The sequence below is a fragment of the Limnohabitans sp. Rim28 genome (assembly GCF_000293865.2).
GTDB lineage: Bacteria > Pseudomonadota > Gammaproteobacteria > Burkholderiales > Burkholderiaceae_C > Limnohabitans_A.
On record NZ_ALKN02000011.1, the window covers coordinates 74,405 to 87,165 of the forward strand.

Genomic DNA, 12,761 nt, shown 5'->3' on the forward strand with positions numbered 1-12,761 from the left:
ATGACCGACACCTCTATTGCCGTTGCCACTGCCGTAGCCCCGCACGACCAAGCCCAGATCCTGGCGCAGGCCATGCCCTACATCCGCAAGTTCCACGGGAAAACGCTGGTCATCAAATACGGCGGCAACGCCATGACCGACCCGGCCCTGCAACAAGCTTTTGCCGAAGATGTGGTGCTCCTCAAACTGGTGGGCATGAACCCGGTGGTGGTGCATGGCGGTGGTCCGCAAATCGAAACGGCTTTGAAGCGTTTGGGCAAAACCGGCGAGTTCATTCAGGGCATGCGCGTGACCGATGCCGAAACCATGGAGGTCGTCGAATGGGTGTTGGGCGGCGAAGTGCAGCAAGACATTGTGGGGATGATCAACCGCGCAGGCGGCAAAGCCGTGGGCCTGACGGGCCGCGATGGTGGCCTGATTCGTGCCAAAAAATTGCGCTTGGTGGACGCCCAAGACCCCAGCAAAGAATACGACGTGGGCCAAGTCGGCGAGATCGAAAGCATCGATCCGTCCATCCTGCAATGCCTGCAAGACGATGCCTTCATCCCCGTGGTCAGCCCCATTGGTTTTGGTGCCAACAACGAAAGCTACAACATCAATGCCGACGTGGTGGCTGCCAAATTGGCCACTGTGCTGCAAGCCGAAAAACTGCTCATGCTCACCAACATCCGCGGGGTATTGGACAAAGAAGGTCGGCTGCTGACCGAATTGACGCCCAGCCGCATCGACGAGTTATGCGCCGATGGCACCATCAGCGGTGGCATGATCCCCAAGATCGCGGGCGCGCTCGATGCGGCCAAGAGCGGCGTCAATGCCGTGCACATCATCGACGGCCGTGTGCCCCACGCCATGCTGCTTGAAGTCTTGTCCGAACAAGCCTTTGGCACCATGATCCGCAGCCGGTAAAGCAGCGGCCCCAACACGCGCAGCAACACCAAGAAGAGACGATATGCCCAACCCAACCGAAGCGCCCGAACACGACAGCGACGAAGACGCCACCCCTGCCCGCAAGCGCCCGCGCCCGGGTGAGCGCCGCTTGCAGATTTTGCAAACCCTGGCCGCCATGCTGGAGCAGCCGGGCGCCGAGCGCGTGACCACTGCTGGCTTGGCTGCCAAAATTGGTGTGAGTGAAGCGGCGCTGTACCGCCACTTTGCCAGCAAGGCCCAAATGTTCGAAGGGCTGATTGATTTTGTGGACCAGTCCGTCATGGGCCTGATCCGCCAGGTCACCGACCGTGAACCCGCTGGCCCGCAACAAGCCGGCCGCATCGTCGCGCTGCTCTTGCAATTTGCGGAAAAAAACCCCGGCATGAGCCGCGTCATGAACGGCGAAGCTTTGGCTTTTGAGCATGACCGTTTGCAAGAGCGCATCAATTTGTTGTTTGACAAGATCGAAGCGCAGCTGCGCCAATCTCTCAAAACCGCTGATGCACCCACCCCCAGCGCCGAGGCCCAAGTGACGGCCTCGGTGCTGGTGGCTTTCATGCAAGGGCGCTTGCAGCGCTTTGCCCGCTCGGGCTTCAAGCGCTTGCCATCGGAGCATCTGCAGGCTGCACTGGCGCGGATGCTTTAAGGCATTCCCAGCTTGCCAGTGTGCTGCACAGATGGAGTTGTTGCGCATGTTCTGGCTGTGTCCGGGCTGTGTGCGTCAATGGCGGATAAAGGCTGAAGGCAGACCAAGGCCTTGCGTTCACCATTGGCTGAAGCTGACCCTAAGCGGTTGCGTGGTGGACCATCCAAAATAATGGGCAGTTTCTGACACTTGATCAAACCAGATGGTCTCTAATATGATGGTCATCATGTCATCATCGCCCAACCGAAAAGAATTGAGTCATGCCCGCATCGTCGATGTGGCATCCAAAGCGATTCGTCGCGCGGGCTACCGTGGCGTTGGTGTTGCCGACATCATGAAAGAAGCCGGACTGACCCATGGCGGCTTTTATGCGCACTTCGAATCGCGTGATGCATTGGTGGTCGAAGCCATGGCCAGAGCAGGACAAGAAAACATTGCTTCTTTGACAGAAGTGATTGAGCGCCGTCTGACCCAGGGCGGTACGCGCTTTCAAGCCTTGGTCGAAACTTACTTGCATCAGGCCCACATGGACCGTGTCGAGGATGGTTGCGTGGTTGCCGCACTGTCTTCTGAAATGACGCGTCAAGACGACGTGGTTCGTGTGGAGGCTCGCCGCAGAGTGGATGCAATGATTGCGTTGGTGCAGGCTGCCTTGCCTGAAAATGCAGATGCGAGTGAGGCATCGGTGATCACTGCAACGATGGTTGGTGCCTTGCAATTGGCGCGCACAGTTGGCGGCAAAGAGGGGCGCGCCATTTTGGCCCAAACACGGCAGGCGCTGCTCGAGCGTCACCCACTTCCCACACAACATTGATGGCCTTGTCTCAAACGACAAGACATTTTTTCACTCCAAAATATGACGATCATCATAAAGAAAGTAAACCATGCAAATTGAAAATTCCACCGTCTTCATCACAGGCGCTAATCGCGGCATCGGACTTGCGTTTGCCAAAGCCTTTCTCGTGCGAGGCGCAAAAAAAGTTTATGCAGGTTCGCGTGACCCCTCCAAAATAAATTTGAACGGTGTGACCCCCATCAAGCTCGATGTCAACTCAGCTGCAGATGTTCAGGCCGCCGCGCAACTGGCTCAGGACGTCACGATCGTGGTGAACAATGCGGGCATTGCCAACTTCGGTAGTTTCATGGCCGAAGATGCAGAGGCCATGCTGCGAAATCACCTGGAAACCAATGTGCTGGGACCGCTTCGCATCAGCCGTGCTTTTGCGCCTGTGCTGGCCCAACATGGTGGCGGCGCACTGATCAACGTGGCCTCCATTGCCAGTTGGATCACCAGCCCCAAGCTCGCGAGCTATGCCGTTTCCAAATCGGCCTTGTGGAGCTTGAGCAATGGTTTGCGCAATGACCTCCGAGGTCAGGGCACCCAGGTGCTGACTTTGCACATGGGCTTTGTGGATACAGACCTCACCAAAGGGATCGAGATGCCCAAGTCAACACCAGAGGCCATCGTCGAGCGCACACTGCAAGCGCTTGAAGCGGGTGCCCATGAGGTTCTGGCCGATGAAATGACCCAACAGGTCAAGGCTGGCCTGTCGGCGGATCAGGCCGTTTATTTGGCGGCACGCTGAGATGACGACCCATCAGGCTCCCACACCACCGACGGGCAAGTCCAAATCGAAGACTGCTCAATCTCCGTGGCCTGCATTTTGGATTGCTTGCAGCGCCACCTTTTTGGTGTCCTTGGACACCACGATGCTGTTTGCCGCTTTCGAAGCACTGCGCCAGAGCTTTGCGGGCACTTCTGCCGCCGAGCTGTCTTGGGTGCTCAATGGCTACACGGTCGTGTACGCCGCCATGTTGATCCCCGCCGGTGGATTGGCCGATGCCTATGGACGTCGCCGCACATTCCGAATAGGACTGACACTTTTTCTGCTGGCATCGGTGGCTTGCGGCGCGGCACCTTCTGTCGATTGGCTCATTGCAGCACGCGCTTTTCAAGCCATTGGGGCCGCATTGTTGACGCCCGCTTCCATGTCCATTGTGTTGGCCGCCTTCCCCACCGAAAAGCGTGCCGTGGCCGTGAGTTTGTGGGGTGCTGTGGGTGGTCTGGCCGCAGCAGTGGGGCCGAGTTTGGGCAGTTGGGTCACTGCCAGTGCAGGCTGGCCCTGGGCTTTTTACATCAACCTGCCCGTGGTTCTTTGGGCACTCTGGCGCAGCGCCTCACACATCGAAGAAGCAGTTCAACCGATGGAGCGTCGAAGCGTCGACATTGTGGGCCTGGTGTTGCTGATGCTTGCAGTGGGCGCGGTCGCCTTGGCGATTGTTGAAAGCGGTGAGTTGCGCTGGTCCGCTCAACAAATTGCTTGGGTTGGGGCCGGTGGTCTTTTGGCTGGAGCATGCTTTGTGCTGTGGGCTCGAACCCGAGAAAACGCGCTGATCGATTTGTCGCTGTTTCAACATCGCACCTACCGATACGTGAACGGGGCCACGCTGGTGTTCGGCACGGCCTTCTCGATGATGTTTCTGGGATTCTTTTTCTACATGACCGGGGTCTGGCATTACACGCTGCCACAGGCGGGCCTGGCCGTGACGCCTGGTCCTTTGCTGGTCATGCCTACAGCCATCATCACCGGACGACTGGCCTCACGCTTGGGCCACAGACGATTCTTGGTGGGCGGTTCGCTGCTGTATGCCCTCAGCAGCTTATGGTTCTTTCTGGTGCCCGGCAACGCGCCGAACTATCTGCTGCACTGGCTGCCCGGCCTGCTGATGAGCGGGATCGCTGTGGGCTTGGTGCTGCCCTCCTTGTCAGCTGCGGCCGTGAATCGCTTGCCCGTTGCCCACTACGCTGTAGGCAGTGCGGTCAACCAGGCAACGCGACAAATTGGCTCCGTGCTCGGCGTGGCGTTCACCGTGGCGCTGTTGGGCCATGCCACGCTCCAACATGCTGACTTCAATGCCTTCTACCTGCTGCATGGTCTGCTGGCATTGCTGACAGGACTGCTGTGCTGGCCTGTCGACACCAAGCCTCGGGTTGCACAGCCATGACCTTGTGTCAACTCATCTCATCCATTCTCATTGCGCACACTGGCGTGTCCGTGTGCATAACAACTTTCATACCAACTGATGGAGCCCATCATGCAAACTGACAGCACAGTCCAAGCCACTTTGAACGCATGGCAAGCGCAACTGGAAGACGTTCGACGTCGCCGAGCCGAACGAGGGGGTGGACACGCGGGTCTCGCGAAACCCCAACAGGTGCTCGGCAAAACGGGACTGCAGGTGATGACGGCTTTGCTGGAGGGTGAGCTGCCCCATCCCTACATGGCGGACACTTTTGACTGCGAGTTGATTGAAGTGGGTGAGGGCCGGGCTGTTTTTCAGGCGACGCCACAGCTCAAGCACTACAACCCATTGGGCTCGGTGCATGGGGGCTGGTACGCGACCTTGCTGGATTTCGCATTGGGGTGTGCGGTGCAGACCAAACTGCCAGCAGGCTTGGGCTACACGACCAGCCAGATCAATCTCAACATCGTGCGAGCCGCCAACACCCAAACAGGTCCGCTGCGTTGTATCGGCAATGCCATTCACGTCGGTCGCCAGATCGGTACATCCGAAGCGCGGATTGTGGGTCCCGACGGGAAACTGTATGCACATGCCACCACGACTTGTGCCATTTTCGAGGCGCTGCCTCAAGTCAGATAACTTCGCTCGCCCGTTGAGTACATGCAGACATTCTGGGGGTCTCTACCTTGATGCCTCTTGTTGATGGGCTGCCTGAGGAAAATCTATCGATGTTCAAATTTCCAATGAGAGACGCCTAACACTGCAAAGCAGCCCATTCATATTCAGGCCAACTCACCAATTCCAAAGCGTCCCATCATGCTGGAGCCGGTTCACTGGCAGGTAAGCCCTTTGGTAAGGGTACTTGGCGGCCAGCTTCTCGTCGATGTCCACCCCGTGGCCGGGGGACTCGCCGCAGTGCATCATGCCGGACTCAAAGCGGTAATCGTGCGGGAAGACCGAGAGCATCTCTTCGCTGTGCGGCATGAATTCCTGCACGCCAAAGTTGGGCACCCAGGTGTCAAAGTGCAGCGCTGCGCCCATGCACACGGGTGACAAGTCGGTCGCGCCGTGGCAGCCAGTGCGCACTTGGTACAGGCTGGCCAGATCGGCGATGCGCCGCAGGTGGGTGATGCCGCCCGCGTGGACCACGGTGGTGCGGATGTAGTCGATCAGCTGCTTTTCGATCAGGGTCTTGCAGTCCCAGATGCTGTTGAAAATCTCGCCCACCGCGATCGGCGTGGTGGTGTGGTGGCGTATCCACTGGAAGGCGTCTTGATTCTCGGCGGGCGTCGGGTCTTCCATCCAGAACAGGCGCATGGGCTCCAGGGCTTTGCCCAGTTGTCCCGCTTCGATGGGTGTGAGGCGGTGGTGCACGTCGTGCAGCAAATGGATGTCGGGGCCCACGGCTTCGCGCACGGCTTCAAACAGGCCGGGGGTGTGGCGCAAATACTTCTCGGTGCTCCAATCGTGCTCGCTGGGCAAGTTGCCGTCGGCGGGTTCGTACAGGCGGTTTTGGCCACCCACGCCATAGACCTTGTTCAGGCCCGGCACGCCGCTTTGGGCGCGGATGGCCAAGTAGCCTTCTGCCTTGTGGCGCAAGACTTCGTCCACCGTTTCGGCCGTGTCGCGGCCGTTGGCGTGGCCGTAGACCATCACCCCGGTGCGGCTGCGCCCGCCCAGCAGCTGGTACAGCGGCATGTTGGCCATCTTGGCCTTGATGTCCCACAGCGCGGTGTCCACCGCAGCAATGGCGCTCATGGTCACCGGGCCGCGCCGCCAGTAAGCCCCTTTGTAGAGGTATTGCCAGATGTCTTCGATCTGCTGCGGGTCACGCCCGATCAGGCAAGGGATGACGTGGTCTTCCAGGTAGCTGACCACGGCCAGTTCGCGGCCATTGAGCGTGGCGTCGCCGATACCGTACACGCCCTGGTCGGTTTCGATTTTGAGGGTGACGAAGTTGCGGCCGGGACTGCAGACGATGACGCGGGCGGTGGTGATTTCCATAGCGCAGACCTTTGAGTTCAGGCTTCTAGTTGCAGCAGTTGCTGGAGGCTTGCATCCACACCGTGCTGCATCACTTGCTGGTGCCAGTGCGTCACGCGGGCGGCCCATGCTGCGTGGCCGGACAGGGCATTGCCCCACAGGTCTTCGCGCGCCAACAGGGCGCGCACGCAAGCCTCAGGCTCGGTCCGTTGCGCAGCGCCCATGGCCATCAGGCTGTCGGCTTGCGGGTCGTTCAGGGCGTACGCCTGGCCTTGCTCGTCCACACCCAGCGTGTAGCGCAAAAAGACCGCTGCTGCCAAGGCGTGGTGTTCAAACGAAGCGCCTTGCGCAATCTGGCCCAGCACCGAAGGCGGCCAGCGCTGGGGGATTTTTTGCGAGCTGTCGGTGGCGATCTGGTGCACGCTGTGCTTCAAATAGGGGTTGCCAAAGCGTGCGATCAGCGCGTCGCGGTAGTCGGCCCAGTCGCTGCGGGCCAAGTGCGGTGCGACTTCACGACTCATCAAGCGGTGCACAAAGCTGCGGACAGGCGGCTCACCGATGCAGCTGGCAATGAAAGGCCTGCCGGTGACCGCGCCCATCAGCGCCATGGCCGAGTGGCTGCCGTTGAGCATGCGCAGTTTGGCCTCTTCGTAGCTGTGCACATCGGGGGTGACGCGCACACCGGCGCTTTGCAGCAGGGCGGCGTCAGCCGGGTCGGCCAAGCGGTCTTCGATCACCCATTCCCAAAAGCCTTCGGTGCTGAGCGCGGCGTCGTCGCGCAGACCCAGCGCTTGGCTGGCTGCGGCCAGCACGTCGGTGGTGGCTGCGGGCACGATGCGGTCGACCATGCTGCACGGAAAGGCGCAGTGCGCATCCAACCAGCGCAGCAATTCGGCGTCTTGTGCCCTCGTCGCGGCTTTGACCAGGGCCTGCAGCTTGTGGCCGTTGCCTTGCAGGTTGTCGCACGACGCGATGGTGAGGCCCGGTAGACCCGCTTGCTGGCGCAGCCGCAAGCCGTCCAGCAGCAGCTGTGCCAAGGCTGGCGTGTAGCCTTTTTCGGTGACGGTGAGCGTGACCCAGCGGGTGCTGGCGGCGGCGATGGCTTGCACCACGTCGTTGCGCTCTGTGGCGGCCACATGCATGCGCCAAAGCGCGCCAGGCACATGCCAGCTCACCCCTTGACCGTCGGCCACGCGCACCGCGTAAAGCCCATCTTGTGCACGCAAGGCGTTCACCAAATCCGGTCGCGTCATGCCCACGCCGTGGATGCCCCAGCGCGTATCGCCCGCACTCAGCAGTTGGTCGAACACCATGGCTTGGTGCGCCCGGTGAAAAGCGCCCAAGCCCAAATGCACCACACCCGGGGCATGGCGGCGGCGGTCGTAAATGGGGGTGTGGATGTCAGCGGGCAGCGATGCCAAGTTGAGAGCGCACAGGTGCATGGGTGTCAGAGGAGCGGGATCCTGATGGGGCGGTTGGGGTCAGGCAAAACTCAACGGCCTGCCAGTTTTTGCTCGGACGCCTCAATCTCGGCCCAGGTGGCGTCGTCGATCCAGATGCCTGTTTGCTCGCGCTCGGCACGTGCGGTGCGCTCAGGCTCGCCGGCCAGCTTCACGCCATCGCTGCCAGGGGCATCGGGGCTTTGGCGCAGCCAGTCGGCAAAGGCCAGGGCTTCTTGCTCGAACATGTCTTGTGTGCCCAAGCGCACCGGGTCGATCAGCATTGTCAGCATGCCGTTGAGCACGGCGCGTTGGTGGTCGGCTTCGCGGTGCCAGGTGCCGCTGCCAGTCAGCGCGCCGCCCAGCAACTCGCAGGCCATGGCCATGCCAAAGCCTTTGTGGTCGCCAAAAGTCATGAGCGCACCAAACAGGCCGTTGGACTGCGGCACCACCACCACGCCGGGGTTGTTGGTGGGGTGGCCGTGCTCGTCAATCAAATAGCCGGGTGGCACTTGCTCGCCTTTGTTGTGGGCCACGCGCATCTTGCCTTGCGCCACGCGGCTGGTGGCAAAGTCCAGCACAAAGGGTGCGCGGCCGCCCATGGGCACGCCGATGCAACAGGGATTGGTGCCAAAGCGACCATCGCCACCGCCAAAGGGCGCGACCACAGGGCGTGAGAGCACGTTCACAAAATGCACCGACACCAGGCCTTGCGCCACGGCCATTTCGGCAAAGTGGCCGATGCGGCCCAAATGGTGAGATCGGCTGAGGGCCACGGTGCACACACCGTGCAGCTTGGCGCGTTCAATGCCCATCTGCATGGCTTGCACGCCGGTGATCTGACCGTAGCCCCGTTGACCGTCCAGGTTCAGCAGCGGGCCGGTGTCCAGCAAAACCTTCACGCCCGTGTTCGGATTCAGGCCGCCTTCGAGCACCGCATCCACATAGCGCGGCACCATGCCCACGCCATGCGAGTCGTGGCCACTCAGGTTGGCCATGACCAGGTTGTCGGCCACTTGTGCGGCTTCGGCCGGCGCGCTGCCGGTCATGGCGATGATGCGGGTGATGTGCTGGCGCAGATCGGCGGCTGGAATGAGGTGACTCATGCGGGTTCTTTCAAGGCGAAGAGGTTGTAGGAGCGCACCCTGTGCGCGATGTGGGGTGGTCCGCAAGGCGGGTCCATGGGTTCACATCACCGCGCCCACTTGCCATGGCACAAACTCGTTTTGGCCGTAGCCGTGGCGCTCGCTCTTGGTGGGCTCACCCGACGCTGCCGCCAAAATCCTTTCAAAAATGCGCTGACCCATCTCGGCGATGCTCACCCCGCCGTCGACGATCTCGCCGCAGTTCAGGTCCATGTCTTCTTCCTGCTTTTTCCACAAGGCCGTGTTGGTCGAGAACTTCAGGCTGGGCGAGGGCGCGCAGCCATAGGCGCTGCCGCGTCCGGTGGTGAAGCAAATCAAGTTGGCCCCGCCGGCCACCTGGCCCGTGGCGCTCACCGGGTCGTAGCCGGGCGTGTCCATGTAAACAAAGCCTTTCGCCGTGACCGGCTCGGCGTATTCGTACACCGCCTGCAGGTTGCTGGTGCCACCTTTGGCCACGGCCCCCAATGATTTTTCCAGGATCGTGGTCAGGCCGCCCGCCTTGTTGCCGGGCGAGGGGTTGTTGTTCATCTCGCCGCCGTTGATGGCGGTGTAGTTTTCCCACCAGCGGATGCGCTCGATCAGTTTTTGCGCCACCTCGGGCTTGACGGCGCGTCGTGTGAGCAAGTGCTCAGCGCCATAAATCTCAGGCGTTTCGCTCAGGATGGCGGTACCGCCGTGCTGCACCAACAAGTCCACCGCCGCGCCCAGCGCAGGGTTGGCGCTGATGCCCGAATAACCATCCGAGCCGCCGCATTGCAGGCCCACGGTGATGTGTTCGGCGCTGCAAGGCTCGCGGGTGATGGCGTTGGCACGCGGCAGCATGTCTTGGATCAAGGCAATGCCTTTTTCCACCGTCAAGCGTGTGCCGCCCGTGTCCTGGATGTTGAAGACCTTGAGCGTGTCACCCTCGCGCAAGCTGCTGTGTGCCAGCCAGGTGTTGAGCTGGTTGGTTTCGCAGCCCAGACCCACCACCACCACACCCCAAAAGTTGGCGTGTGTGGCATAGCCTGCCAAGGTGCGCTCAAGCAATTGCATGCCCATGCCCTCGTTGTCCATGCCGCAGCCGGTGCCGTGCGTCAAAGCGACCACACCGTCCACATTCGGGAAGTTGGCGAGTGCTGCGGGGTTGTTGCGCTTGGAAAAATGATCGGCAATGGCGCGCGCGGCGGTGGCCGAACAGTTGACGCTGGACAGCACACCGATGTAGTTGCGTGTGGCCACGCGGCCGTCCGAGCGCTTGTAGCCCATGAAGGTCGCTTGCTGGCGCACCGGATCGGGTTTGACGTCTTGCCCGATGGCGTAATCGCGCTCGAAGTTGCCTTTTTCAGCACCCATGTTCAGGTTGTGCGTGTGCACATGCTCGCCGGGGGCGATGGGCTGGTGGGCAAAACCAATGATCTGGTTGTAGCGGCGCACCGGCTCGCCCACGGCGATGGCCCGGGTGGCGATTTTGTGGCCCGGCGGAATCAGGCCGCGAACGGCCACGCCGTCCACGGTGCTGCCGCTCATCAGTTGGGCGCGGGCAATGACGACATCGTCGGCAGGGTGAAGTCGAATGAATGAACTCATGACAAGGTCTCAATAAAATTGTTTGGGCAACCACAGCACCAGGCTGGGGAAATAGGTGATCACGGCCAGGCTGCCCAACAAGGGGAACAGCCAGGGCAAGATGGCCATGGTGGTGCGCTCCACACTGAGTTTGGCCACCCGCGCCAACACAAACAGCACCATGCCCATAGGCGGGTGCAGCAAACCGATCATCAGGTTGAGCACCATGACCAGACCGAAGTGCACCAGGTCAATCCCCAACTGCTGGCAAATCGGCACAAGAATGGGCACCAGGATGGTGATGGCGGCCGTGGGCTCTAGGAAGCAGCCGACAAACAACATCAAGGCATTGGCCAGCAACAAAAACACCCAAGGCTCTTGGGTGAAGCCCAGCACCCAAGCAGAAATGGCGGTGGTCACACCTGTGGCGGTGAGCATCCAGCCAAAGATGCTGGCTGCGGCGACGATGAACAGCACGGTGGCGGTGGTTTCGACCGTGTCCAGACAAACTTTGACAAACATTTTCAGGTTCAGGGTGCGGTACCAGAAAAACCCCAAAATCAAGGCCCACACACAGGCGGCGATCGCGCCTTCGGTGGGCGTGAACACGCCCGTGGTCATGCCACCGATCAGGATGATGGGGGTCATGATGGGCAAGACGGCTTGGAACTTGAACAGCTTGTCGGCCAAAAACAAGAAGGCCAAAGCCACAAACACCGTCATCTGGGGCGGTGTTTCAAAGGTTTTGACGGTCCACCAAATGGCCAGTGGCCAGCCTATGACCACGGTGGTTTCGGTCAGGGCCTTGATGACCCGAGGCCATTCGAATTTGATGTCAGCGCCCCAACCATTCTTGTGTGCAAAGAAAGCCACAGTCAGCATCATCAACAGGGCCATCAAAATGCCGGGCAAGATGCCCGCAAGGAACAAGGCCCCCACCGACACGTTGGCCATCATGCCGTAGATCACAAAGGGCAAGCTGGGCGGAATGATGGGCCCCAGTGTGGCCGATGCGGCCGTGACACCCACGGCAAATTCAGTGCTGTAGCCATGGTCTTTCATGGCCTTGACTTCAATGGTGCCCAGGCCCGCAGCATCGGCAATGGCCGTGCCACTCATGCCCGCAAACACCACCGACCCCACCACGTTGACGTGACCCAAGCCGCCCTTGAGCCAGCCGACCAAAGCCAGTGCATAGTTGTAAATGCGGTTGGTGATGCCGGCGTTGTTCATCAGGTTGCCCGCCAGGATGAAGAAAGGCACGGCCAGCAGCGGAAAGCTGTCGATGCCCGAGACCATGCGGTGGATCACCACAAACGGTGGCGAGCTTTGGGCGAAAAACAGGTAAATGAGCGAGGCTCCGGCCATGGCAATGGCCACCGGAATGCCGCCACTCATCAGCAGCAGGAAAATGATTTTCAACATGGCAGGTGCTTTCTGTCGTTCGGGGGGCTGTTCAGCGGTCCGTCATTTCGGATTCGGGGCGCTCCAGCACGGTGTAGCCGCGTTGCAGGTGGATGCGCATGACCCAAATGGATCGCAAGCACATGGCGGCAAAACCGGCCATCACCACGCCGTAAACCCAGTTCATGGGCAAGTCGATGATCGTCATCTTGTAGCTGCCCAACTTCTGCATCATCTGGCCCGTCAAAAAGGTGGCGGCGCCAAAAAACGCGATGCGCATCACATCCACCAGCAAGGCCACTGCATAAGACAGCCGGGCGGGCATGAAGCGAAAGAAAAAATCAACCTGAATGTGGTTGTTCTTGGCCACGCCAATGGCCGCACCCGTGAACACCGTGGCAATCAACAAATACCGGGCGATCTCTTCGGTCCAGGAGGCCGAATCGTTGAGCACATAGCGGGTGAAAAACTGGTAAAAAACCGTCAGGCCCAAGGCCCAGAAAAACAGCAAGGCCACCCAAGCCTCGATGGGCGTCCCAGACAAGTCCACCGCCTCATCGGTGGCGTGGAACTGACCGTCATCGCCCATGACTTTGGGCAGGTCATCCAGGTCTTGCAGCTTGCTCATGGCCATTCTTTCGGAAC

General features: G+C 60.4%; 12 protein-coding genes. 6 read left to right on the forward strand and 6 right to left on the reverse strand.

Annotation, left to right across the window (positions count from 1 at the left end; genetic code table 11):
* The 6 genes from argB (at position 1) to B472_RS12905 (ending at position 5,236) form a co-directional block, all read left to right on the forward strand.
* Complete coding sequence (gene argB / locus B472_RS12880; RefSeq protein ID WP_026039591.1) at positions 1-906, forward strand: acetylglutamate kinase; 906 nt, start codon at positions 1-3, stop codon at positions 904-906.
* Positions 907-949: 43 nt separating this feature from the next.
* Positions 950-1,573 carry a nucleoid occlusion factor SlmA gene (gene slmA / locus B472_RS12885; RefSeq protein ID WP_019427231.1) on the forward strand — a complete coding sequence of 208 codons (624 nt, stop codon included), beginning with the start codon at positions 950-952 and terminating at the stop codon, positions 1,571-1,573.
* Positions 1,574-1,799: 226 nt separating this feature from the next.
* The gene (locus B472_RS12890) at positions 1,800-2,387 is read left to right on the forward strand and encodes a TetR/AcrR family transcriptional regulator (RefSeq protein WP_040505978.1); all 588 of its coding nucleotides are present in this window, start codon (positions 1,800-1,802) and stop codon (positions 2,385-2,387) included.
* A 70-nt stretch (positions 2,388-2,457) separates the two neighbouring features.
* Complete coding sequence (locus tag B472_RS12895) at positions 2,458-3,159, forward strand: SDR family oxidoreductase (RefSeq protein WP_019427233.1); 702 nt, start codon at positions 2,458-2,460, stop codon at positions 3,157-3,159.
* A 1-nt stretch (position 3,160) separates the two neighbouring features.
* On the forward strand, positions 3,161-4,579 hold the full coding sequence (locus B472_RS12900) for an MFS transporter (RefSeq protein WP_019427234.1): 1,419 nt from the start codon (positions 3,161-3,163) through the stop codon (positions 4,577-4,579).
* A 90-nt stretch (positions 4,580-4,669) separates the two neighbouring features.
* Positions 4,670-5,236, forward strand: coding sequence for a PaaI family thioesterase (locus B472_RS12905; RefSeq protein ID WP_116798679.1), 567 nt, complete (start codon positions 4,670-4,672; stop codon positions 5,234-5,236).
* Between the two features lie 153 nt (positions 5,237-5,389).
* Here B472_RS12905 and manD read toward each other — a convergent pair whose 3' ends face one another.
* The 6 genes from manD to B472_RS12935 all read right to left on the reverse strand — a co-directional run bounded on the left by manD (position 5,390) and on the right by B472_RS12935 (position 12,750).
* Positions 5,390-6,601, reverse strand: coding sequence for a D-mannonate dehydratase ManD (gene manD, locus B472_RS12910; protein ID WP_019427236.1), 1,212 nt, complete (start codon positions 6,599-6,601; stop codon positions 5,390-5,392).
* A 17-nt stretch (positions 6,602-6,618) separates the two neighbouring features.
* Positions 6,619-8,022 (reverse strand): mannitol dehydrogenase family protein, encoded by a 1,404-nt coding sequence (locus tag B472_RS12915; RefSeq protein ID WP_019427237.1) that lies wholly within the window; start codon positions 8,020-8,022, stop codon positions 6,619-6,621.
* A gap of 50 nt (positions 8,023-8,072) precedes the next feature.
* Complete coding sequence (locus B472_RS12920; protein WP_019427238.1) at positions 8,073-9,125, reverse strand: malate/lactate/ureidoglycolate dehydrogenase; 1,053 nt, start codon at positions 9,123-9,125, stop codon at positions 8,073-8,075.
* 81 nt (positions 9,126-9,206) lie between these two features.
* Positions 9,207-10,733, reverse strand: a complete 1,527-nt coding sequence (locus tag B472_RS12925) for a UxaA family hydrolase (RefSeq protein ID WP_019427239.1) — start codon at positions 10,731-10,733, stop codon at positions 9,207-9,209.
* Positions 10,734-10,742: 9 nt separating this feature from the next.
* On the reverse strand, positions 10,743-12,137 hold the full coding sequence (locus B472_RS12930) for a TRAP transporter large permease (protein ID WP_019427240.1): 1,395 nt from the start codon (positions 12,135-12,137) through the stop codon (positions 10,743-10,745).
* Between the two features lie 31 nt (positions 12,138-12,168).
* Positions 12,169-12,750: a TRAP transporter small permease subunit gene (locus tag B472_RS12935; protein WP_019427241.1), complete on the reverse strand. Its 582-nt coding sequence runs from the start codon at positions 12,748-12,750 to the stop codon at positions 12,169-12,171.
* Positions 12,751-12,761 lie beyond the last annotated feature (11 nt).

Excerpts from the sequence above, each read along its gene's own strand:
- slmA (WP_019427231.1), top strand. The coding sequence starts at position 950 with ATGCCCAACCCAACCGAAGCGCCCGAACACGACAGCGACGAAGACGCC.
- B472_RS12930 (WP_019427240.1), bottom strand. The coding sequence starts at position 12,137 with ATGTTGAAAATCATTTTCCTGCTGCTGATGAGTGGCGGCATTCCGGTG.
- B472_RS12895 (WP_019427233.1), top strand. The coding sequence starts at position 2,458 with ATGCAAATTGAAAATTCCACCGTCTTCATCACAGGCGCTAATCGCGGC.
- B472_RS12925 (WP_019427239.1), bottom strand. The coding sequence starts at position 10,733 with ATGAGTTCATTCATTCGACTTCACCCTGCCGACGATGTCGTCATTGCC.
- B472_RS12935 (WP_019427241.1), bottom strand. The coding sequence starts at position 12,750 with ATGGCCATGAGCAAGCTGCAAGACCTGGATGACCTGCCCAAAGTCATG.
- B472_RS12915 (WP_019427237.1), bottom strand. The coding sequence starts at position 8,022 with ATGCACCTGTGCGCTCTCAACTTGGCATCGCTGCCCGCTGACATCCAC.
- B472_RS12920 (WP_019427238.1), bottom strand. The coding sequence starts at position 9,125 with ATGAGTCACCTCATTCCAGCCGCCGATCTGCGCCAGCACATCACCCGC.
- B472_RS12900 (WP_019427234.1), top strand. The coding sequence starts at position 3,161 with ATGACGACCCATCAGGCTCCCACACCACCGACGGGCAAGTCCAAATCG.
- manD (WP_019427236.1), bottom strand. The coding sequence starts at position 6,601 with ATGGAAATCACCACCGCCCGCGTCATCGTCTGCAGTCCCGGCCGCAAC.
- argB (WP_026039591.1), top strand. The coding sequence starts at position 1 with ATGACCGACACCTCTATTGCCGTTGCCACTGCCGTAGCCCCGCACGAC.
- B472_RS12905 (WP_116798679.1), top strand. The coding sequence starts at position 4,670 with ATGCAAACTGACAGCACAGTCCAAGCCACTTTGAACGCATGGCAAGCG.
- B472_RS12890 (WP_040505978.1), top strand. The coding sequence starts at position 1,800 with ATGTCATCATCGCCCAACCGAAAAGAATTGAGTCATGCCCGCATCGTC.